Here is a 22,739-nt window from a genome sequence, read left to right on the forward strand (position 1 = left end):
AGCGGGGGCGGCCTCCCGCCGTGCCGGGAGGCCGCCTTTCGTGCGTGTCGGCTACCAGCAACCGGCCGCGAAGGACACGGTCGCGCAGAGCGGGCCGGACAGCAGCCAGGTGCTCCGGGCGAACTTGCCGGTGTGCACGTCGCCGCCGGAGATCATGGTCAGGTCGATGTCACCGGACGGGTGCACGACGCCGGGCAGTTCCTCGCGCAGATCCTCGTCCTTCCAGGCGCGGATCAGCTCGTCGATGTCGTTCGGGTTGCTCATGGACGGTCCTTCCTTCTCAGGGCGTGAGAACGGCGCTGGTCGCGCCGTCGCCTCCGGAGCGAGCCGGGGTTGCCGGCGCTCCGGTGGAATGTGGGCCGAACAGGTCGGCGTAGTGCCCGCCCAGGGCGAGCAGTTCGGGGTGCCGGCCGCGTTCGACGATGCGGCCCGCGTCGAGCACGAGGATCTCGTCGGCGTTCTCGATCGCGGACAGCCGGTGCGAGACGACCAGTCGGGTGATCTCCAGCCGGTTGAGCGCCGCGTCGACGGCGCGTTCGGTGGCCGGGTCCAGGTGGCTGGTCGCCTCGTCCAGGATCAGCAGCCGCGGGCGGTGCACCAGGGCGCGGGCCAGCGCGACCCGCTGCCGCTGCCCGGCCGACAGCGCCACGCCGCCTTCGCCGACGTTCGTCTCGTAGCCCATCGGCATCCGCCGCACGTCCTCGTGCAGGCCCGCGAGTTCGGCCGCGTGCTCCACCTCGGACCGGGTCGACTCCGGGCTGCCGAGCGCGATGTTGTCGGCGATGCTGCCGTCGAACAGGGACAGGTCCTGGAGCACGGCACCGCAGTGCGTCCGCAGCGCACGCAGATCGAGCCGCTCCAACGGCACGCCGGAGAGCAGGACTTCACCCCGATCGGGCCGGAGCAGTCCGAGCACGAGCAGCGCCAGCGTGCTCTTGCCCGAACCGGTGCGCCCGGCGACCCCGATCTTGCGTCCGGGGGGCAGCGCGAGCGAGATGTCGCTCAGCACGGGCGCGGCCTCGCGGTCGTAGCCGAAGGTGACCCCGGTCAGCGCGACACCGATCGGTCCGCGACCGGGCAGCCGTTCGTCCCCGCCGCGCTCCGGCTCCGAGTCCAGCACGTCGTACATGCGTTCCACCTGTGCCCGGACCAGTTGCAGGGACTGACCGGCGCCGGCGAGCGAGTTCAACGGCTCCAGTACCGCGATGGCGACGGCGTTCGCGGCGAGCATCACGCCGACCGGCATCGCGCCGTTCAGGACCAGCCCGACGCCGACGGTCAACAGCACCAGCGGCGAGATCACCCGGAGCGTGCCCAGCGCGGCGTCCACGGCGGCGGAGGTGCGCCCGCGCCGCAGGCTCGTCTGCTGGTGCACCTCGAACAGGGCGCTCCAGCGGCGCAGCGCCCGGCCCTCTGCCCCGTTGGCCTTCACCGGCAACACGGCGTCCAACGTCTCGACCAGATAGCCCTGTTCGCGGGACATCGCGGTGAGTTCGCGCTGCGCGAGTCTGCCCTGCCGACCGTAGCTGCCCATGATCACGGCCAGTTGCAGCCCGCCCAGGGCGAGGGTGACCAGGACGTACTCGGGTGCGAGTACGGCCAGCCCGATCAGATAGCAACCGAGCATCGACGCGTCGAGCGCCACCATGAGCAACTGGCCGGTCAGTGCCTCGCGCGCCGTGGTGACACTGGCCAGGCGCAGCAGCAGGTCGCCGCGCGAGCGGCGCAGGAAGAACGGCAGCGGTTGGCGCAGCAGATGGGTCATGAAGCCGGGGGTGAGCACCGCGTTGGCCCGGGTGCGCAGCGTCACCACGACCCAGCCTCGGGTCAGGGCCGTGATCGCCTGGGCGAGCGCGACGATCGCCACGCCCGCGATCAGGACCGGCAGCAGATCGTGGCGTCCGTCCGGCAGCAGGGTGTCGACCACGTAGGCGGTGGCCAACGGCAGGGCCAGGCCCACGCCCTGGAGTGCGGCCGAGGCGAGCAGGATTGCCGCCATCGGCTTTCGGGTGCCGGGCACCGCCAGCACGTCCCGCAGGTAGCGCGACATCGGCCAGTCGCGCGGCCGTCCCAGCCGGCGGGTGAACCCGGGCGCCGGGGTGAGGCGCAGGTGGATGCCGCTGTAGTCGGCGGCGAACTCCGGGTGCGAGACGCGCATGCGTCCGTCGGCCGGATCGGCGAGGTAGGCCCATTTCGCCGTGCGCCGTTCCAACACCACGAAATGCCGTTTGCGCCAGAACAACATCAGCGGACCCGGCGGCAGTCGGTCCGGTTCGGCCCGCTCGACCCGTGCGGACAGCCCGAGTTCCCCGGCCACCTCGATCAGCCGGCCGACCGAGAGACCGTCGCGCCCGGCCTCCAGCAGTCGCCGGCCGTCGGCGGTGGTGGTGTGCCGGCCGAAGTACGAGGCGATCATCGCCAGGCAGGCGATGCCGCATTCGGTATCGGTGAGTTGTTGGCGCAACGGCACCCGCCGGGTCCGCCGCCGCAACCAGGTGAACAACCGCGCGATCGCCGGCAACAGCAGGCCCGATCGGTGGCGCGACGGCGCGGTGCCGAGTGGAGTGTTCGACGTGCTCACCGCACGCTCCCGCGGTTCTCCCGCGGCGGCCGGAGCAGCAGGAGCGAGGGCACCCGCTCGGGGTCCGCCAGGCGCAGCAGCCCGTAGCCGATCCCGGCCAGGCCGGTCATCAGCGCCGGGGTCTCCACGTGCCCGGGGGTACCGCAGCGCGGGTCCTCCCCGATCGCGGCCGCGGCGAAGGCGATCGGGTCCGGACCGTCGTGGAGTCCGCGTTCGCGGGCCGCGAGCACGAGTTCGGCGTTGCCGAGCGTGCCGTGGCACAGGCAGTGCGCGGTCGGGACGTGCGCGCCGTGCACGGTCGCGGACAACGCGAGCCGCAGATCCTCGCGCAGCACGGGTATCTCCCGCAGGCCCAGGACGTCGGCCCGGGCCAGACCGATGCCCGGCGCGCCGTGGCACCAGCCGTACATGTGCGAGAGAGGCGCGTCCGGGGCACGTGGGTCGCGCCGATGATCGGGCCAGTTGCGCCACTCCGGCCGATATTCGGCACGTTCGTAGGCGAACGCGGCCAGCGCGGCCTCCCACATCGCACCGTCACCGGTGACCGCCGCGAGTCTGGCCAGGGCCCAGCCGATGCCCGCCGCGCCGTGCGAGAACCCGAGCAGGGGAGCCGGATGCGCCTCGTGCCGCCAGGCGAGGCCCTCGGCCCGGGCCTCGGCACGTGTCATCAGCCGGGCGCCACGGTCCAGGGCGATCTCCAGCGCCTGCGCCGAGCCGGTGCGCGCGTGCACGGCCAGGAGCGCTGCGATGGTGCCCGCGTCGCCGCCGAGCACATCCGGCGAGTACGCGCCGTCCCGGGTCGACCCCCGCGCGATCAGCCGGACCACGTCGGCCGGCGGCGGCACCCGATCCTCGCCCGCACACGCGCCGATGTGCGTCAATGCGTACGCCACCCCGGGCAGCCCGGCGAAGCCCGCGGCGCCGCCGAGGGCCGCAGCCGGCCCGTCGAGCAGCCGGGGCAACTGCCACAACGCCCGGACCGCGAGGTCGAGATGACGTCGCTCGCCGGTGAGCGCGCCGAGCCTGGCCAGGAACACCGCGATGCCGACGGCACCGTCGTACAGACCGCCGCCCGTCGGCGCCACCTGCCAGCCGGCGTCCCCGATCCGGGTGAGCCCCAACCAGGAGACCCGATCCCCCTGCCGGATCGCCGAGGCGGCCAGCCGGTCGCCGATCCGGGCGGCCGACTCCAGGCACGCGGCCGCGGCGGGGGCGGCCGAGGGATGGTTTTCGGTCGTCGCCGGGCAGGTACGGTCGTATGTTCGCTCGACCGCCCCGACCTTGGGCCGGGTGGCCAGGGAGGCCCGGATCACCCACTCCTGGCGGTCCCGGTCGGCCGGACCGAAGCCGGCCAGTTTGGCCCGGGCACGTTCCAGCGGGCTCTGCGCGAAGTAGCCCGCGAGCCGCTCGCCCCGGCCGGTCCACAGATCACGCGAGTCCGGCCGGGCACCGAAGATCGGCACGTCGCCCTCCCACAGATCCGCCTGTTCGTAGGGCACGAGGCGGGCGAACTGCGGGTCCGGTCGCGACAGTGCCCACAGGAAGTCCTGGAAACGATCCCGATCCAGCGCGTCCCGCAGCAGATCCGGATGGGTGCCCTCGTCCAACAGCGTCGCGTAGACCTGGGTCGGTCGCAGGATCGCCCGCACCTGCAACCCGGCAAATCTCGCCAACAATCCGCTCTCGCCCAGCAGTTCGTCACGACATCGAGCGAGGACGCCGTACCCGGCGCGGAAACCCTCGACCAACTCATCCACGTAGTCGGTCGGTTCGGCCGGACCGCCGGCCAGCGTCGGCCGGTTGTCCGCGCCCTCGAAGACGGATCGGGTCCGCACCAGGCGCATCGTGTCGGTGCCCAGATCCTCCCAGTCGGGCGCCGCGAACGGCAGCGCGGCGCCGCGATCCCCACCGACCCCGCCCATGTCCAACTCGCCGAGCTCGCCCGACAGCACGATGGGCAGCAGCCCCACCCGCAACACCGACGACATCAGCACCTCGGCCGCCGGATCCCGGTCGTCCACGCCGAGCAGCCGGTGCGGATGCAGCAGCCCCTCCAGATCCAGGAGCACCGGTTGCGCACCGTGCGCGATCAGGTTCTCGTAGTGGAAATCGGCGCCCTCGACCGCGTGCAGCAGGGCCAGCAGGGCACCCAACCGCCGGTAGTAGTCCCCGACTTCGGCAGCCGAGCGGCACTCGGCGGGCTCGACGAACTCGATCCACCCGTACGCGAGACGATCCAGCGCGGCGGGAACCCGCAGTCCCATCCCGCCGATCCGCTCGTCGAACCACGCCAACACCTCGCGGAAGCGGACGTGCACCCCCATCGGCCGCGGCTTGTAGACCAGCCGCTCCCCACCCCGAAACCGCAACACGGCCACCGCCCGGCCACCCCCGTGGGTGTCCCCACCACCGAGCACGATCGAGACGGGGTCTCCGATGTCCCGCCCGCCGAACAGGGCGGACCCGATCGCCTCGCGGTCGGCCCGCAGACGCCGGAACACCTCCGTCACGGCGGTGACCGTCTGATCGGTACGCCGGGCCGACAGCCGTGCCAGGACCGGGTATTCGAAGAACAACGCCTCGCGTCCGGCCCGGGTGGCGAGTTGCTCGACGAACGACCCGAAGCGTTCTCCCGGGGTGTCCCCGCAGAGCCGGCCGCCGACCCGCATCACGTTGAGTTCCAGGACCAGCGTGCGCAACGCGGCCACCACGAGCGACCTGCTCAGCGCCTCGCCGATGTCGCCGCACAACGCGTCCGCGCTCTGCGGGGGCAACTCGGCGCGCAGCCGGTCCAGTGCGTCGGCCACGAAGGGGCGCACGATCGACACGACCCCGCCGCGCCAACCCTGCGCGGGGCCCCACGCCGGTTCGTCCCGGTCCAGCACCCGTTCCAGGGCCTGCCACCATTGGGGCACCCGCCCGGCCCGGTCGGCCAGTTGCTCGGTGGGCTCGGCCAACAGCGCGAACAACCCGGCCTCGTCCCACCCGTCACCGAGCAGCGCCAAGCGCTCCGCCAACCATCCCGGGTCGGCGCCGCGCCAGCGGGCCAGTCGGCGGAGCGCCCGCTCCTCGGCGTTCCCGGCGGCCTCGCCGCCCAGCGCCGCGCGCTCGACCAGATTCAACGCCCGCGCCCACGCCGGAGCGCCCAACACGGGCAACCCGTGCGGTGCGTGGGACGAGACGGTGACATCCGGCATGAGGGCCCCCAGGCGCCAACGGTCACAGACGCACCAGCCCGATGCGCGGGCTCATGTTTTCAATTGGATGGCTGTCCAGTCAACAAAAAACTGCACCGACGGTGACCGAAGATCACCCGAAGGTGAGCCCTGGGTCCTGAGCCCCGCGTGCTGAGTCCCGAGCCCTGAGCCTGTGCACGACGCTCGGCGGCACCCGCAGAGGCGACGAGCCGAGGCGACTTGTGCCCCACGTCGCCCGATGCGACCGGGTCGGGATGTCCGCCGGATCGCGGCGCGGTGTCCGGATTCGCCCCCCGGCCGGCGTCGCGTACAACCGATGGTTGTGTCCGCCCGCCGGCAGGTTGTTTGCTCTCGTCGCCCGCCACTCGCTTGGATGCCGATGGTCCGCGGTCGCGGGTCGGGGCGGCGAGGGGTGCGTGGGGTATGGCGGGTCGGCGGGCGCTGGGGCCGAGGTTCGGGCGGTTGTGGGCCGCGTATGCCGTCAGCGCGTACGGCACCTCGCTCGGATTCGGCGCGTTTCCGCTGATCGCGGTCCTCGTGCTGGACTCCGGGCCGGGGCAGGTGGCGGCGCTGGCCGCGGCCGGGCGGGCGGTGGGGGCGCTGGTGGCGGTGCCGCTCGGCCCGTGGGTGGAGTTCCGGCGCAAGCGGCAGGTCATGGTGGCGATGGACCTGATCCGGTTCGCGGCGTTGATGAGCGTGCCCGCCGCGTTCGCGCTCGGCCGGCTCGGCTTCGCCCAACTGCTCGTGGTGTCCGTCGTCGTCGCCGCCGCCGACATCGCCTTCAAGGCCGCCGCCGGCGCGTATCTGAAGACGCTGGTGCAGCCGGCGGACCTGCTCGTGGCGAACAGCCGCTTCGAGTCCACGACATGGACCGCGACCATCGTCGGACCCCCGCTCGGCGGCGCCGCGATCGGCGTGTTCGGCCCGGTGACGACCGTGATCGCCGACGCGGTCAGCCACCTGCTCTCGGCGCTGGGCATCCGCTCCATCGGCGGGACGGAACCACGCACCGCCGCACCGCGGTTGCGTGCGCGTGACCTCCCCGAGGGGTGGCGGCACATCCTGACCCGACCCGCGCTGCGCCCGCTGTACCTCAACACGATCGTGGTCAACGGCCTGATCATGGCCTCCCAACCGCTGCTCGCCGTGCTCATGCTGCGCGATCTCGGCTTCGCACCCTGGCAGTACGGGCTCGTGTTCGCCGCCCCCTGCATCGGCGGCCTGCTCGGTGCCCGCCTCGCGCAGCCACTCGTGGCCCGGTACGGACGGCACCGGGTGCTTCGCACCGCCGGCGCGCTGCGCGCGTGCTGGCCGCTGGGCCTGGCCTTCGTCCGGCCCGGCCTGCCCGGGATCGTCCTGGTCATCGTCGTGCAACTCGGCCTGGTGACCTGCTGCGGCCTGTTCAACCCGGTACTGGCCACCCACCGGCTCGAACACACCGCCCCCGACCGGGTCGCCCGCACCCTGGCCGCCTGGTCGGTCAGCACCAGCATCGGCATCGCGGCCCTGACCGCCGGCTGGGGCCTGCTGGCCGCCGTCACCGGCCCACGCACCGCGATCGCCGCCGCCGGCCTGCTCCTCCTGGCCACCCCACTGCTGCTCCCGCGCCGCGAGAGCGTGCCGCCCAAGGCCAGGGAAGAGGCGGTGAACCCGATCGGCTGAGGGGTGCCGGCAGCCGGCGCTAAAGGCCCGAGGTGCGCAGCCGCTCCGCCGGGCGGGGTGGGGTCGGTTCGGTGATCGGGAGGTCGTACATCCGGAACAGCCGGGCGCGGACCGCGGCCAGCGGGTACGTCTCGGGGTAGACGGCCAGCTTGAAGATCACGCCCTCCAGGACGCTGCGCAGCGTGGCCTCCTCGGCGCCGGGGTCGGCCGCGCCGCGTTCGGCGAAGATCGCCCGGATACGATCCTCCGCCTGCTCCAACGCGGCCATGTTCGCCTGCTCGGCCTTGGCGTACGTGGCCCGGGTGGCCGGCTGCAACATCAGTGACAACAGGAGCCGTTGCACGTCGACGCCGGCTGCGGCGCCCTGCAGCGTGCGGTCGATCAGACCGGCCAGGCGTTCGTCGGCGGTCCGCTCGCCCGGCGGCGGCGCGGTCGCCCCGTACATGGTCTGCAACGCCTCGGACAACAACGCTTCCAGCAATTCGTCCTTGGTCGCGAAGTAGTAGGTGACCAGGCCCCGGGCGACCTCGGCGCGGGCGGCGATCTGGGAGATGGTCGCGCCGGTGTAGCCGCGCTCGGCGAAGACCACGAGCGCGGCGTCGAGGATGCGCCGGCGCGAGCGCTCGCGCATTTCCTCGTTGGCCGAGGTTGACCGCGGCACCGCCCCACCCCCTCATGTCACCCGACCGTTCGGCCATTGTCTCCGACGCGCCGCCCCGGCCCACTGCCGGACCGGCCGATACGCACGGAGCGGCCGAAAACCGCCCACCCGCGACCGTGTTCGGGAGCTGTGGCCGGCCATGGCATCCGCGCCGGCCGGGCCTGGGCCGAACCGGTCGGCGGCTGCCGGTTCAGGCAGTGGGCACCGGGACGGCGGCCTCCCAGGCGTAGCCGTCCGGGTCGGTGAAGGGTTCGGTGGTGCCGGCGATGGTGAGGCGGTGTGATCCGGTGCCGTCGGCGGGGACGCCGACGTCCTTGGCCAGCGCGCGGCGCCGGTACAGGGCCGGCTTGATCGGGCTCGACCCGGCGGCGAACTCGACGTAGACGCGGCTGAAGCTCTTCGCCACGACCAGGCCCTGGTCCACGTAGAACCGCTTGCTCGCGATCACGTCCGCGACGCCCAGCAGGAGCACGATCTCGTCGATGTCGCGGGTGGCGGGGCCGCTGTTCTTCTTCGCCGAGGTGGCGACCTTCCAGATCGTCCCGTCCGGTGCCTGGACGACCCCGCCGTACCCCCAGAGCGACTTCGCGGCGGGCTTGAGCGAGATGGCGCCGGCGTCGAGAGCCGCGTCGATCAGGGCGTCGACGTCGGCCGGCTGGGCCACGGTGAGCGCCATGACGAACCCGCGGAAGCCGGTCGAGGGCGCGTCCGAGGCCCGCAGACGGAGCTGCGTGTGCAGACCGAACGCGGTGGTGTAGAAGCGGTGGGCGGCCGAAGGGTCGGCCACGTCGAGGGTTACCGAGGTGATTGCCATGCCCACCACGCTAGGCGCGACCCCCCGACCCGAGCTTCTCGAATCCTGATCGATCGGATGGACCGATCGATTCGACCGATCGATTCGACCGTCGGGTCGACGGGAGCTCCGGCCACGGCCGCGAGCACACGTGGCAAGTACCTATGCGTGACCGATTCCCCGTCGTTCCCGTGTCCCTGGTTTTGGGGTCACCGGAGAGAACGACCACCGAGTGGAACGAAACCGAGGAGCGCAGCATGACCGCCTACGCCATCGCCCGCCTGCAAGACGCCGCCCCGCACCCGGAGATCGCCGACTACATCGAGCGACTGCCCGCCACCTTCGCGCCGTACGGTGGCCGCTTTCTCGTGCACGTCACGCCGCACGAGGTCATGGAGGGCCGCTGGTCCGGAAGCGTCGTGATGATCGGCTTCCCCGGGATCGCCGAGGCGCGGACCTGGTGGGACTCACCCGCGTACCGGGAGATCGCGCCGCTGCGCTCACGGCACATCAAGGGCGACATCATTCTGGTCGAGGGCGTCCCCGAGGACTACGACCCGGGCGCCACGGCCAGGGGCATGCGCGAGGCACTGTCGGCGGAGTAGCCATCACGGTCGGTCGGGTGGTCCGGCGGGCAGGCCCTTGACTTCTCGACCGGTTAGCCATTGGCTAACCCGCGGTCGATGTGCCGCCCGCCCCACCCTGGAGGCCCCCGTGATTCGTGCTCTCCCGTCGATCGCCGTGCCCGGCGCGGCCGTTCCCGCGGCGGCCGGCCGATGACCACCATCGCCGCACGGCTCGTCGCCCGCCTGGCCGAACTCGGCATCGAGCACCTGTTCGGCGTGCCCGCCGACTACAACCTCGACTTCCTCGACCGGGTGTACGCCTCGGAACTCGCCTTCGTCGGCACGTGCAACGAACTCGGCGCCGCCTACGCCGCGGACGGCTACGCCCGGCTGCGCGGCGCGGGCGCGCTGCTGACCACCTTCGGTGTCGGCGAACTCGCCGCGATCAACGGCATCGGCGGCTCCTACGCGGAGTCCGTCCCCGTCGTGGAGATCGTCGGCGCGCCGTCCACCCGGGCCGCGCACGCCGGGCTGCCGATGCACCACACCATGGCGGACGGCGACTTCGGCCGCTTCGAACGTATGCATGTCGAGGTCACCTGCGACCGGGTCACGCTGACCGCCGCGAACGCCGCCGCGGAGATGGACCGGGTGTTGCGCGCGTGCCTGCACCACAAGCGGCCGGTACGCATCGCGCTGCCGTGCGACCTGGTCGACCATCCCGCGCCGGTGCCCGAAGAGCCGTTGCTCGCCGAGGCGTGCCCGCCCCCGGAGCCGCCGATCGAGGCGTTCCGGGCCCGGGCGACGGCGCTGCTGGCGCACGCGTCGCGGCCCGCCGTACTCGCCGACCACCTCGCCGAACGGCACGGCGCTCGCGGGGCGTTGGCCGACCTCGTCGCGGCGGGCCCACTCCCGGTCGCCGCGCTGAACATGGGCAAGGGAGTGGTGGACGAGAGCGCCCCGACCTTCGCCGGAATGTACATCGGAGCCAACAGCGCACCCGGCACCCGCGCGACCGTCGAGGACGCCGACTGCCTGATCACCGTCGGCGTGTTGATCACCGACGCCAACTCCGGCGGCTTCACCCACCGTTTCCCGGCCGACCGGACGATCGAGGTCGCGCCGCACGCGTCGCGCATCGGCGACACCGAATACCCCGGCCTGCCCATGACCGCCGCGCTCGCCGTGCTCACCGACATCGTCGCGGGTGGTGAATACGACGCACCGCCCCGGCTCCCGGTCCGCGTCCGACCCGCCTTCGCGCCGGACGAGCCGCTCACCCAGGCCGCCCTGTGGGACCGCTTCGCGGCATACGTGCGCCCGGGCGACGTGGTGGTCGCCGAACAGGGCACCTCGTTCTTCGGCGTCATCGACACCCGGATGCCCGCCGGCGTCACCGTGGTCGGCCAGGTCCTGTGGTCCTCCATCGGCTACACGCTGCCCGCCGCGCTCGGCACCTGCGTCGCCGCGCCGGACCGGCGCACCCTGCTCGCCATCGGCGACGGATCGTTCCAGTTGACCGCGCAGGAACTGGGCACCATCGCCCGGGTGGGCGCGGCACCGGTGATCCTCGTGGTCAACAACGGCGGCTACACGATCGAACGGGCCATCCACCCCACGGACGCCCCGTACAACGACGTCGCCCCCTGGCGCTACGCCGACCTGCCGGCCGCGTTCGGCGCCGAGCACGCCCGGACCACCCGCGTCACCACCCCCGCCGAACTCGACATCGCCCTCGAAGCCGCCGATCGCGATCGCGACCACCTGGTGCTGATCGAGGCCGTGGTCGCCCCCGAGGACTACCCCGGCCGGCTCGCCGCCATCGCCGCCAAGTATCGACCCGCGCCCACCCCCGCCGCATCGGAGCGGGCACCGGCCGCCGGCGCCGGGACGTCCAGCACACTGACGGCATGACGAACGAGACCTCCGCACCCGAGCAGATCCTGGCCGCGGCGACCGAGCTCTTTCACGAACGCAGCCCCGCCGCGGTCTCGTTGCGGGAGATCGCGCGGCGGGCGGGGGTCAACTACGGGCTGATCCACCACTACTTCGGGACGAAGGAGGCCGTGCTCGCCGAAGTGTTCCGCGCCTCCTCCGGGCACGGCGGTCGCCTGCTCGCCGACGCGGAGGACACCGGCACCGCCCTCGCCCGACTGGGCCGCGACCCGCGCGCGTACGCCCGGATGCTCGCGTGGGCCGTGCTGGACAGCGACACGTCCAAGGTGTTCGCCGACGAGTCGCCGGCCATTCGCATGCTCGCGGAACTGGTCGGGCGGGAGTGGGAGGCGGGGCCGGCATCGGACCCGGCCCGGGACCGGTACGACCCGCGGGTCGTCGCGGCGACCTCGGTGCTCGCCGTGCTGGCCTGGAGCGTGTTCGCCCCCTACGTGTTCCCGGCCGCCGGACTCGCGGACCGGGACCCGGACGACGTGCACGCCGAAGTCCTCGATCTGTTGCGGGACATGATCGCCACGACCGGGCCGGGCCCGGACCGCGGAAGCACGGATGTCGGGCCCTGAGGCCGAGGACCCGCACCGCGCGAGTTTGTGCGGCCGGCTATTTCGGGTGGGGGTCGGTGGTCTCGGGGCGGGCGACGGTGCGGTCGCGCCAGGCGTTTTCCCACTGGCGGGTCAGCGCCGGGTAGACGATCAGGTGACGGAACGGGGCGATGCCGGCCATGTACAGCCGGCCGAATCGGCCGTTGGGCTTGACCAGGACCGCCATGCGCAGTTCGTACTCGCCGCTGTCGCCGGACGCCGGCGCCCACCCCAGGTGCATCACCGTGTGGCAGGTCTGGTTCGCCAGTTCCTGGGCGGCCTCGTCGGCCAGTTCGTACATCGGGGTGAACGGCATCCCGCGCGGCGCGGCGGTGTCCACGGTCTCGGCGAGGTCGGCCGGCAGGCGGTCGTGCAGGGGCGGAACCCGCGACCCCAGGCTCGCCTTCGGCTTGTCCCAGCCGAACAGTGCGCCGAGCTTCCAGCGCAGCGCGAACAGGAACCGGACCGGAGCGCTCTGCTTGCCGAATCCGCCGTCGCCGCGCAGCGCGGCGAGCATCACCGGGAAATCGTTCGGCCCGGCGCCGGCGGTGCGGTAGGACCACACGTCCTCGATCCGGAAGTCGCGGGTGAACTCGTGGATTCGCCAGGGCTGTTCGGTGTGCGCCGAGCGGGCAAGCCTCATCGCCGCCGCCTTTCCTGCTGGGTCGGGATGGCGTGTCCCCACCTGTTATACGCTTGCGTATAGATCAGGGCAAGAACGAATATGCGGTGGCGTATATCGGACCGGAAGCGAGGTGGGACACCGTGGGCGTTGCGCGCACACCACGTGAGAGGTGGGTCGAGGAGGGCCTGCGGGCCCTGGCCGACGGCGGCCCGGACGCGGTCAGGATCGAGGTGCTGGCGAAGCGCCTCGGCGTCACCAAGGGCGGGTTCTACGGTTACTTCGCCGACCGCGACGCGCTCCTGGAGGCGATGCTCGACACCTGGCAACGGGAGTGCACCGACGAGGTGATCGAACAGGTCGAGCGCGAGGGCGGTGACCCCAGGACCAAGGCCCGACGGGCCGGCAAGCTCACCTTCTCCGACGACCGACTGCTCCCGATCGACCTCGCGGTCCGCGACTGGGCCCGGCGCGACGAGGCGGTCGCCGAGCGCCTGCGCCGCGTGGACAACCGGCGGATGGACCTGCTCCGCGAGATGTTCGGCACCTTTTGCCCCGACCCCGACGAGGTCGAGGCGCGCAGCCTGATCGCCTTCTGCGTGGCGATCGGACACCACTCCCTCGCCGCCGACCACCAGGGCCGCAGCCGCACCGACGTGCTCGCCCGCGCCGCGGCCCTGGTCATGGACTGCCCGCCCGACGCGTAGGCGCCGGAGGCTCACCGCGGGGCGGGACGGCGGCCCGCGGCCGGCGACGGGGTGACCGAGTCCGGAGCGTGAACGTGACCGTGCCGTCGGCCGGTTGCCCGTCCCCGACGAGCCCGGCGGACGGGTACACCCACCCGCCGCCGTGGTGACCCCGGCCTCGTCGCCGCCCCGGGCCCGCGCGCGGGTGTCCGGGGCGGCGCGCTATACGGTGGGTCGATGATCATTTCGCTGCCGCCGGGCGAGTTCCGCGCGTACCTGTTCGACTGCGACGGCACCATCGCCGACTCCATGCCCCTGCACTACCGGGCCTGGAAGCAGGCGCTCGACGAGTGGGACTGCGCCTTCCCCGAGGACCTGTTCTACGCCTGGGGCGGCCGGACAGTGGCGGGCATCATCGCCTCGCTCAACCAGGAGCAGGGGCTGGACATGCCGGTCGAGGTCGTCGCGCAGCGCCGCGAGGCGCTCTTTCGCGAACTGCTGCCGCAGGTGACCCCCGTGCCGGGAGTGCTCGCGCACATCGACAACGCCTGCGGACGCATACCCACGGCCGTGGTCTCCGGCAGCACCCGCGATTCCGTCACCGCGTCGCTGAGCGCGTTGGGTCTGTCGGACCGGTTCGACGTACTGGTGTGCGCCGGCGACTACACCAGGGCCAAGCCCGATCCCGAGGGTTTCCTCAAGGCCGCCGAGCACCTGGGCGTCGCACCGCGGGACTGCCTGGTGTTCGAGGACACCGACCTGGGGATCCGGGCCGCCGACGCGGCGGGCATGGCCTCGGTGCGCGTGCCCCCGCCCCGGCGGGGATGAACGACACACCTCGCATCGGTCGCCGGGCCCGGAGCCGACGCTCCGGCCCCGGGCGGCGTCACAGTCGGTCGAAAAGCCCGAGCAGCGCCCGCGATACGGCGGTGTCCGGATCCGCGAGATCCAGCACCACGTCGAAATGGTTGCGATCCGGTACGACCAACAACTCCGTACCCCAGTGCGCCGCGAACGCGCGGGACTGCTCGGTGAAACCGCTCGCCTCGTGCTGCGCCAGCACCGTGACACCGGGCACCCGAGGAGGCGCCCCCGGCACGAGCGGGCTCAGCGCGGCCGCACGCGCCTCGTCCAGGGTCAACCACGCGTTGGCCTGGGTGCGCACCAGCGGTCGCACGTCGAACAATCCGCTGATCGGAAACCCGGCCGCGACCACGTCCTCGGGCAACCCGACCGCCGCCTGCCAACCGTCGACCAGCGTCATCGCGGCCAGGTGGCCCCCCGCCGAACTGCCGCCCACGACCACCCGCGAACGATCCAGCCCGTGGCGCGGCCCCTCGCGGTACACCCACGCGATGGCCGCACGGACCTGCCGGGTGATCTCCTCCAGGGTCGCGGCCGGCGCGAGCGTGTAGTCCGGTACGACCGTCGCCACCCCGCGCTCGGCCAACATCCGCGCCCCGAAGGCCGAGTCCGCACGCGACAACGCCCGCCAATAGCCGCCGTGCACGAACACGAACACCGGACGCGGCGCCGTCGCCGACCCCGGCCCCCACACGTCCAGCCGCTCCCCGCTCGCGTCGTCGTAGACCAGCCCCGTGGTGCCGGGCAGGCCGGCGACCGCCGCCTGCGACTCCGCCCGATAGCGCTCCATCAACCGGGCGAATCGCTCCGGTCCCACCGTCGCCCGCGCGTCGTACGCGATGTCCAGCTCCGCATCCACCGCCGCGTTCGTCATGCGCCGGCACCCCGCGCGAACTCCACCGTCGCGGCCGCCGGCCCGGCGGTGACGTGGTGGTCGGTCCCGTGTGTGCCCGGGGTCACGGTCGGCATGGTCCGGTACTTCCTTCCCGATCGGCAGTGCTCGACAAGCATCAGGCAGCCTCTCGGGTCGCGGCATGCCGATCAAATGCCCGTCTCGGAGAGAGTCATACCATGATCGATATGGGCCTCCGGTGCCGACGCGGTGCGGACAGGATCCGGCGCGCCGCCGAGTGCGTGTCCCGGCGGCCGGTCGATCGTTTGGCGACGTGAGATTTGTTCCGCACCCTCGGAGGGAATGCCCATGCGCCGAATCTGTACGGCGGCTGCCCTGGCCATCACCGCGTTGACGCTGGGATCGGCCGCCACCGCCCACGCCGACCGGCCCGGGCCCTCGGTCCTGGACCGGGTCACCAACCTCGACCCCGCCAACCTGGGCCACATGGTGGACGGGCCCACGCAGAAGGCGACCGGCATCGTGACGTCGTCGAACGCACAGCCGTGACCTCGCCGGCGCCGGGTCGCCCCGCGGGGCGATTCCGGCCGGTCGGTACAGTACCCGGATGGTGAACCCACGGGAGCAGATTCTTGCCGAGCTCGGCGTCAAGGCGACCATCGTGCCCAAGGTCGAGATTCGGCAACGGGTCGATTTCCTCAAGCACTACCTGAGGTCGACCCCGGCCAAGGGCTACGTGCTCGGGATCAGCGGCGGCCAGGACAGCACCCTGGCCGGCAGGTTGTGCCAACTCGCCGCCGAGGAACTGCGGGCCGAGGGACACGAGGCCGAATTCGTCGCGGTGCGGCTGCCGTACGGAGTGCAGGCCGACGAGCACGACGCGCAGATCGCGCTGGAGTTCATCGCGCCCGACCGGTCGATCACGGTCAACGTCAAGCCGGGCGCGGACGTCGTCGCCGCCGAGGTGGCACTCGGCCTCGCGGAGCAGGCGGGCGACCCGGCCGGGCTGCGGGACTTCGTGCGCGGCAACCTCAAGGCCCGCGAACGCATGGTGATCCAGTACGCGATCGCCGGCCAGGCCGGCCTGCTCGTCGTGGGCACCGACCACGCGGCCGAGGCGGTGACCGGCTTCTTCACCAAGTACGGCGACGGCGGCGTCGACATCACCCCGCTGACCGGACTGACCAAGCGCCAGGGCGCCGCGCTGCTCCAGGAGCTGGGGGCGCCCCCGAGCGTGTGGGAAAAGGTGCCCACCGCCGATCTGGAGGACGACCGACCCGCACTGCCCGACGAGGTGGCGCTGGGCCTGACGTACAGCCAGATCGACGACTACCTCGAAGGTCTCGACGTCGCTCCCGAGGTGGCCGCGAAGCTGGAATCGATCCACCGCGCGACCCGCCACAAGCGCACGGTCCCGGTCACCCCCCTCGACGACTGGTGGCGCTAGCCGATCCCGCCGACGAGGGGATTGGGCACCTCGGTCCACGCGTCGCCCGGGCGGCCCGGGTTCAGGCGCATGCCGGTGAGGGCCTTCGTCGGTAGTGGCCGGGTCGACAGGGCCTCGACGTCGTCGGTGTGGGCGAGGTCTCGGGTGAGCGCGGCGAGCAGTTCGCGCATCGTGTGGGCGTGGCCCGCCAGGGGGCCGAGGGTGCCGGTGATCAGCGACCCGAAGAGCTTGCGTCGCAGTTCGCCGGCGTCGTCGGTGACGGGGCGCCCGGTCAGCGGTGGTGGGGCGATCCGGTGCCGGCGCAGGCGGGCCGGGCTGATCCGCACGTCGGCGATATCGCGGTAGACCAGGCGCACCGGGTTGCCGGCCCGGTCCACGATCACGAGCAGGTTCTGGCCGTGGGCCTCCAGGGCCACGCCCAGGTCGAGCAGGTCCAGGCAGACCGAGCCGGCCAGCCGGGCGAAGGCCAGGACCGCGGCGGGCGAGCCGGCGAACGCGGCTGCGGGCAAGACCTGTTCGCCCGCCTCGTGGTCGACGTGGGCGCCGGGCGACTCGCGCAGCACCGCCGCGAGGTCGGCGGTGCCGGAACTTGCCGCGGCGAGCGTGCGGGTGATGTGCAGGCGACCGTCGAGGCGGCGCGCGAGCCGGTCCAGGAAGGCGGACACCGCGACGGAGTGCGCCACCGAGTGCTCGGAGATGTCGCGCACCGAGGAGGTCAGCCGAGCGCTCAAGGCGGTCTTGACGTGCGGGCCGCCGGCGAGCGGGGCGAGGGTGCGCAGGGACATCAGGGGATGCGCCGGAAAGCCCGGCCGGACGGGGGTGTCGGGCAGCACGTGCCGGGCCTGCCAAGGGTGGACCGGGACGAGTACGGTGCGCTCCTCGCGCAAGTGGGCCGGCCAGTCGCCGACCACCAGGGCGTCGGCGGTCGCGGCCAGGCCCAGTTGCACCACCGGCCGATGCTCGGGGGCATAGGCGAGTTGCTCGCCGGCGGTGAAGCCGGGTCGGGAGCGACACCCCGGGTGGTAGGGGTGGCCGTCGACGACGCGCTGTTCCCACTCCCAGTCGCTCCCGGGCGGATCGCGCGGGGTCGGCGTGGTGCGGGAAAGGGCGAGGGAGGCCGTGCTGTTGTCGAGTTCGACGGCGAACTCCGGGCCGTGCGGCACCCGTAGCGCGCGGACCAGCCGAGCCGGGTGATGGTACGCGGTGCCCGCGAGCACCACGACGGTGGTCGAGGGCCGGGTATCCCAGGGATCGGGCGCCGGGCCGTGCGCGCGTCGGCCGTCGGCCAGGTGCAGCACGACCGCGTCGCCGGCCCGCTCGTGGCGCACGACCCAGGGCAGCCGGTCGTGCACCAGGCCGCGCCACAACCGGCTCAGCACTGCGGCCCGGGCGCCGGGCAGCGCCGCCTCGTACGCGCCGAGCCGATCCGGCGACGCCGTGCGCAACTGGTCGGCCAGGAGCCGTTCACCGATCGTGTGAAACAAGACCTGCTCCCCATTTACGGTCCGTACAGTGAATGACCGTGAACATCCCAGTCTCCGTGATCGACGACATCGCGGCGGGTCCACTGCTCAATTGCCTGCTGCGCGAGTTCGGCGAACCGATCGGGGAACCGGGCGCCGGGCGCCGGATCCACCGGTTGCGCGGCGGCGGGCTGCTGCGGGTGCGGGAGGGGCGGCGCCCGACACAGCCGGAACGACGCGTGGGCCGGGCATGGCAACGCCTGAGCCACGGCGGCCTGGTCGCGTTGGTGGGAGAGGTCCTGCGGGAGAACACCGGGCGCGCCAATGCCGGACTCCTCGCCGAGATGGTCGACAGCCGGGATGTGCTGGCCTCGATCCTCGCCGCCCGAGTGCGCGCCGAGCCGCCGGCGGATCGATATCTGCGCTCCGAACAGGCCCTGCTGGTCGGGCATCCGTACCATCCCGCACCCAAGGCCCGCGGGGGCGGGCGCTCCGGCACCTGGTTACGGTACGCGCCCGAGGCGCACGCCCGCTTTCCGCTGACCCTGCTCGGCGTGCGCGAGGACGTGCTCGTGGGCGAGGGCGATACGCGTCGCCTGGACACCCTCGGCGTGGCGCCGGCCGGATACCGACTGCTGCCCGCCCACCCGTGGCAGCTCGAACTGGCGGCGCGGCGACCCGAGGTGCTGCGCGCGTTCACCGACGGACGACTCGTGGCGCTGGGGCACACGGCCGTCGCGGCCCGACCCACCGCGTCGGTACGCACCGTGCATCTGCCCGCCGGCGCCGGGGTGGACGACGTGTTCCTCAAGTTCAGTCTGGACGTACGCATCACCAACGACGTTCGCCGGCTGTGGCGGCACGACCTGGTCAAGGTGTGTCGTACCAACACCGCGGTCGCCGCGGCGTTCGACGCGCTGCCGGGGCCGGCGGCGTGGTTGCGCGAGAGCGGCTACCGCACCGTCGGCGGACTCTTCGAGACGTTCGCGGTCCTGGTCCGGGAGGGGCTCGGGCGGCGGGTGCTGCCCGGGTCGGCGGCGTTGCTCGCGGCCGCGCTGACCGAGGACTTCGACGGCAATCCGCTGGACCGGGTCACCGACCCGTGCCGATGGTGGGCGGCCTACCTGCGCCATGTGGTACCGCCCGTGCTGGAGGTCTTCGCCCGGCACGGCCTGGTGTTGGAATGCCACCTCCAGAACACCCTGATCGCCGTCGACGGCGAGGGCCTCCCGGTGCAGGCGATCTTCCGGGACGCGGAAGGCGTCAAGGCGCTCCGCGACGTCGGCCGGGCGGTCGGCTGGGAACGTCTGGTCTATTGCCTGGTGGTCAACCACCTGACGGAGATCGCGAGCACGCTCGCCGAGCGCTTCCCGCACACCGCCGACGCACTGTGGCCGGCCGTACGCGCGGAATTCGAGCGTGCCGCGGACGAGTACGAACTGCCCGAAGCCGCCGACCTGCTCACGACGCCGACGCTGCCCGCCAAGGCCAACCTGTCGCTGCGCTGGGGCGACGCCGACGGCGCGCACTCCCACTTCATACCGATGCCGAACCCGCTCCGCGGGCAGACGGCAGCCCACCTGCCGCAGCGGACACCCGCTCCCGTCGGCCCGCTCACCGACGGCGACCCGACGGTCCTGTGCGAGGGCGCACCGGCCCCGACGCGGTGACGCCGTTTACGGCGTCGAGCGCATCCGGGTAGGCGCGCAACACGTGCAGGGGACGGGTGGTACCGGTCGACGACCACGGCACCCCACCTCGGCCGGGGCGATGTGAACCGGGGTCACGGGGGTGGGGTGGCGGGTCGCTCGGACGCGGCGGCGTAGCGGTGGGCCAAGAGGGCGAAGGCGGCCTTGAGTTCGGGTGGTCCGACGACCTCGATGTCGGCGTCGAAGCCGCCGACGGCGGCGGCCAGGCCGGGCCAGGACCACGAGCCCAGCACGAGCCGGCAGCGGTCCGGGCCGAGTTCCTCGACGATTGCCTCGCGGGCGTACCGGGAGACGGCGGCGGCGGGCAGGTCGAGGATCACCTCGCCGCGGCACGGCCACTCGCCGGAGCCGTCGGAGCCCTGGAAGCGGCCGGCGACGAAGGTGGCCACGTCCCCGCCGGGCAATTCGCGTCGGGCGAAACGGGGCCCGGTGGGGACGCGCGGGGTGATCCGGTCCGCGCGGAACGTGCGCCAGTCCGCGCGATCGAGGTCCCAGGCCACCAGGTACCACCGCCCGCTCCAGGTGACCAGATGGTGCGGCTCCACCCGACGCGGCGGGGGCTGGGCGGGGTCGCCGGCGTCGGTGGCCGACGGGTGCGCCGGGGCGTAGTCGAAGCGCAGCACCTCGCGGGCGTGTACGGCGTCGCCCAGGGCCACGAGAACGCCGCCGTCGACCGGCGAGCCCGATCGCGTCGTGGGCCGGCGCACGGCGGTGACCTGCAGGACGTCGATCCGGCGGCGCAATCGCGGCGGCATCACCTGGCGCACGGTGGCCAGCGCCCGCGCCGCGGCCTCCTCGATCCCGACCCCGGCGGTGCCCGCGATCTGCAGGGCGACGGCGAGGGCGACGGCCTGCTCGTCGTCGAACAACAACGGCGGCAGTTCCGCGCCGGCGCCGAGTCGATAGCCGCCTTCGGGTCCCTTGAAGGCCACGATGGGGTAGCCGAGCTCGCGCAGGCGATCCACGTCCCGGCGCACGGTGCGTGGGCTCACGTCCAGCCGCTCGGCCAGCAGCGCGCCGGGCCAGTCCCGGCGTGCCTGGAGCAGGGAGAGCAGCGCGAGCAGACGGGCCGAGGTCTTGGGCATGCCTGCATTGTTCCCGAGTAGAGGACACTTCCTGGCCGCTTCTGTTGGGATCGTTGTCTCATACCGATCAGCGATCACCCGGAACGACCGGAAGGACCGATCACCATGACCGACACGACGCCGCAGCCCGCCACCCCGGACGCCGAGCGCGCCGACCTGCTCGCGGCCCTCGCGACCGCGCGAATGCACCTGATCGGCACGGTGCAGGGGCTCGACGACGAGCAGGCCCGCGCCTGCCCGACGGTCAGCACGCTGTGCCTGGGCGGGCTGATCAAGCACGTCACGTCCGTCGAGGAGACGTGGACGCGCTTCGTGGTCGAGGGCCCGACGGCGATGTCCTACGACCTGCCCGAGGGGGTCACCTGGGCGGACTTCGCGGCCGGCACCGCCCGCGAGATCCCACAGTGGGCGATCGACCGGGAGAACGGCTTCCGGATGTTGCCCGGCGAAACGCTCGCCGGGATCCTCGAGGACTACGAGCAGGTCGCCGCCCGGACCGACGTGCTCGTCGCCACCCTCCCCGACCTGTCCGCCACGCACCCGCTGCCGGAGGCCCCCTGGCACGAGCCGGGCGCGGCACACAGCGCGCGCCGCGTGCTGATGCACATCGTCGCCGAAACCACCCAACACGCGGGCCACGCCGACATCCTGCGCGAGACCCTCGACGGACGGACATCCATGTAGGCGGGGACGCGGCCGGCCCGCCGGGCCGGCCCGTCCCGGGCCCGGTCCTCGTTTCCGACGTCCATTCGATCCGCGAGCGCCATGCGCTCGATGAGGGTGCCATCAGATGAGTCCGACAACCATCCTCGACAACCGTGCGCTCAACCGCGCCACGCTCGCTCGGCAGTTGCTCCTCGATCGTGCCGCACTGCCCGTGTCGGACGCCGTCGCCCATCTCGGCGGTCTACAGGCGCAGGAACCACAGGAGCCGTTCGTCGGACTCTGGTCGCGGCTGCACGCCTTCGACCCGGCGACGCTCTCCGACCTGCTGATCGGGCGGGACGTGGTGCGGACCCACCTGATGCGCCGCACCGTGCATCTCGTCACCGCCGCCGACGCCCTGGCCTGGCGCGCCCGCCACGACGCCATGTTGCGCCAACGGGTCCTGGGCACCTACCGCACCGACCTCGACGGCCTCGACCTCACCGAACTCGCCGCAGCCGGACGGGCGATCATGGCCGACGGTGAGCCCCGCACGATGGCCGAACTCACCCGCGCCCTCGCCGAACATTGGCCGACGACAAACCGGCGCGCACTGGGGGAGATGCTGATCGCCGCCCTCGTGCCGATGGTGCAACTCCCGCCGCGCGGGCTCTGGCGCACCAGGGCGGGAGTACGCAACGTGCGACTCGCGGCCTGGCTGGGCCGCGACATCGACCCGCTCGACCCGGACGGTGCCGACCTCGTGGGTCAGGCGCTGGTACGGCGCTACCTGGCCGCGTTCGGCCCCGCCGCCACCGCCGACCTGCGGGCCTGGAGCGGCCTGGTCGGACTCCCGGCCGCGGTCGCCGCCATCCGCCCGGAGCTGGTCGCCTTCCGCGACGAGCGGGGCCGCGAACTGCTCGACCTCCCGGACGCGCCACGCCCCGACCCCGACACGCCCGCCCCGGTCCGGTTCCTGCCGGCGTTCGACAACGCGATCCTCGGCTACCACGACCGCAGCCGAATCATCGACGACGCCCACCGCGGCCTGTCGGTGGCCGGCGCCCGCGTCGTCCTGGTGGACGGCCGAGTCGCCGCGACCTGGACCGTCGAGACCGACACCGTGGTTGTCACCCCCCTGGCCCCCCTCTCCCGACCCGACCACACCGCCCTCACCGAACAGGGCCGAGAACTGGCCTCGTTCCTCTCCGACCACGCCACCGACGGAGTCCGCATCACCGCTGTGTGAACGCCGCGTCGCCCGGCGCCGGAGAAACAATCGCCCAGGGCGGACGATCATGCCGCGGCCCCGGAACACCACCGGCGACAACCACCGGAACCGCGTTGGCGGCAGTAGGTGGTCGGCGA

20 protein-coding genes are annotated in these 22,739 nt (G+C 72.8%); 11 read left to right on the top strand and 9 right to left on the bottom strand.

Annotated elements, in window-relative coordinates; translation table 11 throughout:
- Window positions 1-51: 51 nt before the first annotated feature.
- From ACH4U8_RS11530 to ACH4U8_RS11540, 3 genes are read right to left on the bottom strand one after another with little or no spacing between them, the layout of a single operon-like run.
- Complete coding sequence (locus ACH4U8_RS11530; protein WP_360306516.1) at window positions 52-264, bottom strand: mersacidin/lichenicidin family type 2 lantibiotic; 213 nt, start codon at window positions 262-264, stop codon at window positions 52-54.
- Window positions 265-280: 16 nt separating this feature from the next.
- A complete protein-coding gene (locus ACH4U8_RS11535; RefSeq protein WP_379989122.1) occupies window positions 281-2,581 on the bottom strand; it encodes a peptidase domain-containing ABC transporter in 2,301 nt (766 codons plus the stop codon).
- Window positions 2,578-5,778: a type 2 lanthipeptide synthetase LanM family protein gene (locus ACH4U8_RS11540; protein WP_395777152.1), complete on the bottom strand. Its 3,201-nt coding sequence runs from the start codon at window positions 5,776-5,778 to the stop codon at window positions 2,578-2,580. The genes ACH4U8_RS11535 and ACH4U8_RS11540 overlap by 4 nt, the downstream gene beginning before the upstream one ends.
- A 423-nt stretch (window positions 5,779-6,201) precedes the next feature.
- Here ACH4U8_RS11540 and ACH4U8_RS11545 point away from each other — a divergent pair, with 423 nt between their 5' ends.
- Window positions 6,202-7,440, top strand: coding sequence for an MFS transporter (locus ACH4U8_RS11545; RefSeq protein ID WP_395777154.1), 1,239 nt, complete (start codon window positions 6,202-6,204; stop codon window positions 7,438-7,440).
- A 19-nt stretch (window positions 7,441-7,459) separates the two neighbouring features.
- On the opposite strand, the gene ACH4U8_RS11550 is transcribed toward ACH4U8_RS11545, so the two are convergent.
- Both ACH4U8_RS11550 and ACH4U8_RS11555 read right to left on the bottom strand, forming a co-directional pair.
- Complete coding sequence (locus tag ACH4U8_RS11550; protein ID WP_395777156.1) at window positions 7,460-8,101, bottom strand: TetR/AcrR family transcriptional regulator; 642 nt, start codon at window positions 8,099-8,101, stop codon at window positions 7,460-7,462.
- Window positions 8,102-8,291: 190 nt separating this feature from the next.
- Window positions 8,292-8,915: a glyoxalase gene (locus ACH4U8_RS11555; RefSeq protein ID WP_395777158.1), complete on the bottom strand. Its 624-nt coding sequence runs from the start codon at window positions 8,913-8,915 to the stop codon at window positions 8,292-8,294.
- Between the two features lie 236 nt (window positions 8,916-9,151).
- Here ACH4U8_RS11555 and ACH4U8_RS11560 point away from each other — a divergent pair, with 236 nt between their 5' ends.
- The 3 genes from ACH4U8_RS11560 to ACH4U8_RS11570 all read left to right on the top strand — a co-directional run bounded on the left by ACH4U8_RS11560 (window position 9,152) and on the right by ACH4U8_RS11570 (window position 11,979).
- Entirely contained in the window at window positions 9,152-9,499 is a 348-nt protein-coding gene (locus ACH4U8_RS11560; RefSeq protein ID WP_360306534.1) for a DUF1330 domain-containing protein, read from the top strand.
- A 171-nt stretch (window positions 9,500-9,670) separates the two neighbouring features.
- On the top strand, window positions 9,671-11,374 hold the full coding sequence (locus tag ACH4U8_RS11565; RefSeq protein WP_395777160.1) for an alpha-keto acid decarboxylase family protein: 1,704 nt from the start codon (window positions 9,671-9,673) through the stop codon (window positions 11,372-11,374).
- Complete coding sequence (locus tag ACH4U8_RS11570) at window positions 11,371-11,979, top strand: TetR/AcrR family transcriptional regulator (RefSeq protein WP_395777162.1); 609 nt, start codon at window positions 11,371-11,373, stop codon at window positions 11,977-11,979. The genes ACH4U8_RS11565 and ACH4U8_RS11570 overlap by 4 nt, the downstream gene beginning before the upstream one ends.
- 37 nt (window positions 11,980-12,016) lie before the next feature.
- Here the strand turns inward: ACH4U8_RS11570 and ACH4U8_RS11575 are convergent, their stop codons facing one another.
- Window positions 12,017-12,640, bottom strand: coding sequence for a DUF2867 domain-containing protein (locus tag ACH4U8_RS11575; RefSeq protein ID WP_395777164.1), 624 nt, complete (start codon window positions 12,638-12,640; stop codon window positions 12,017-12,019).
- A 122-nt stretch (window positions 12,641-12,762) separates the two neighbouring features.
- Here ACH4U8_RS11575 and ACH4U8_RS11580 point away from each other — a divergent pair, with 122 nt between their 5' ends.
- The gene (locus ACH4U8_RS11580) at window positions 12,763-13,326 is read left to right on the top strand and encodes a TetR/AcrR family transcriptional regulator (RefSeq protein WP_395777166.1); all 564 of its coding nucleotides are present in this window, start codon (window positions 12,763-12,765) and stop codon (window positions 13,324-13,326) included.
- A gap of 216 nt (window positions 13,327-13,542) precedes the next feature.
- A complete protein-coding gene (locus tag ACH4U8_RS11585; RefSeq protein WP_395777168.1) occupies window positions 13,543-14,133 on the top strand; it encodes an HAD family hydrolase in 591 nt (196 codons plus the stop codon).
- Window positions 14,134-14,191: 58 nt separating this feature from the next.
- On the opposite strand, the gene ACH4U8_RS11590 is transcribed toward ACH4U8_RS11585, so the two are convergent.
- Entirely contained in the window at window positions 14,192-15,043 is an 852-nt protein-coding gene (locus ACH4U8_RS11590) for an alpha/beta hydrolase (protein ID WP_395777170.1), read from the bottom strand.
- Between the two features lie 327 nt (window positions 15,044-15,370).
- On the opposite strand from ACH4U8_RS11590, the gene ACH4U8_RS11595 reads away from it, so the two are divergent.
- Both ACH4U8_RS11595 and nadE read left to right on the top strand, forming a co-directional pair.
- Window positions 15,371-15,571 (top strand): hypothetical protein, encoded by a 201-nt coding sequence (locus tag ACH4U8_RS11595; protein WP_395777172.1) that lies wholly within the window; start codon window positions 15,371-15,373, stop codon window positions 15,569-15,571.
- A gap of 58 nt (window positions 15,572-15,629) precedes the next feature.
- Window positions 15,630-16,469 carry an ammonia-dependent NAD(+) synthetase gene (gene nadE / locus ACH4U8_RS11600; RefSeq protein ID WP_395777174.1) on the top strand — a complete coding sequence of 280 codons (840 nt, stop codon included), beginning with the start codon at window positions 15,630-15,632 and terminating at the stop codon, window positions 16,467-16,469.
- Here nadE and ACH4U8_RS11605 read toward each other — a convergent pair.
- On the bottom strand, window positions 16,466-17,953 hold the full coding sequence (locus tag ACH4U8_RS11605; protein WP_395777176.1) for an IucA/IucC family protein: 1,488 nt from the start codon (window positions 17,951-17,953) through the stop codon (window positions 16,466-16,468). The two genes, nadE and ACH4U8_RS11605, sit on opposite strands and share 4 nt — an antisense overlap.
- A gap of 38 nt (window positions 17,954-17,991) precedes the next feature.
- Here ACH4U8_RS11605 and ACH4U8_RS11610 point away from each other — a divergent pair, with 38 nt between their 5' ends.
- On the top strand, window positions 17,992-19,602 hold the full coding sequence (locus ACH4U8_RS11610) for an IucA/IucC family protein (protein WP_395777178.1): 1,611 nt from the start codon (window positions 17,992-17,994) through the stop codon (window positions 19,600-19,602).
- A gap of 113 nt (window positions 19,603-19,715) precedes the next feature.
- Here the strand turns inward: ACH4U8_RS11610 and ACH4U8_RS11615 are convergent, their stop codons facing one another.
- Window positions 19,716-20,726 (bottom strand): WYL domain-containing protein, encoded by a 1,011-nt coding sequence (locus ACH4U8_RS11615; protein WP_360306561.1) that lies wholly within the window; start codon window positions 20,724-20,726, stop codon window positions 19,716-19,718.
- Between the two features lie 105 nt (window positions 20,727-20,831).
- Here ACH4U8_RS11615 and ACH4U8_RS11620 point away from each other — a divergent pair, with 105 nt between their 5' ends.
- Both ACH4U8_RS11620 and ACH4U8_RS11625 read left to right on the top strand, forming a co-directional pair.
- On the top strand, window positions 20,832-21,410 hold the full coding sequence (locus tag ACH4U8_RS11620) for a DinB family protein (protein WP_395777180.1): 579 nt from the start codon (window positions 20,832-20,834) through the stop codon (window positions 21,408-21,410).
- Between the two features lie 106 nt (window positions 21,411-21,516).
- A complete protein-coding gene (locus tag ACH4U8_RS11625; protein WP_395777181.1) occupies window positions 21,517-22,620 on the top strand; it encodes a winged helix DNA-binding domain-containing protein in 1,104 nt (367 codons plus the stop codon).
- Window positions 22,621-22,739 lie beyond the last annotated feature (119 nt).

The organism is Embleya sp. NPDC020886 (genome assembly GCF_044333915.1).
Taxonomy (GTDB): Bacteria; Actinomycetota; Actinomycetes; order Streptomycetales; family Streptomycetaceae; genus Embleya.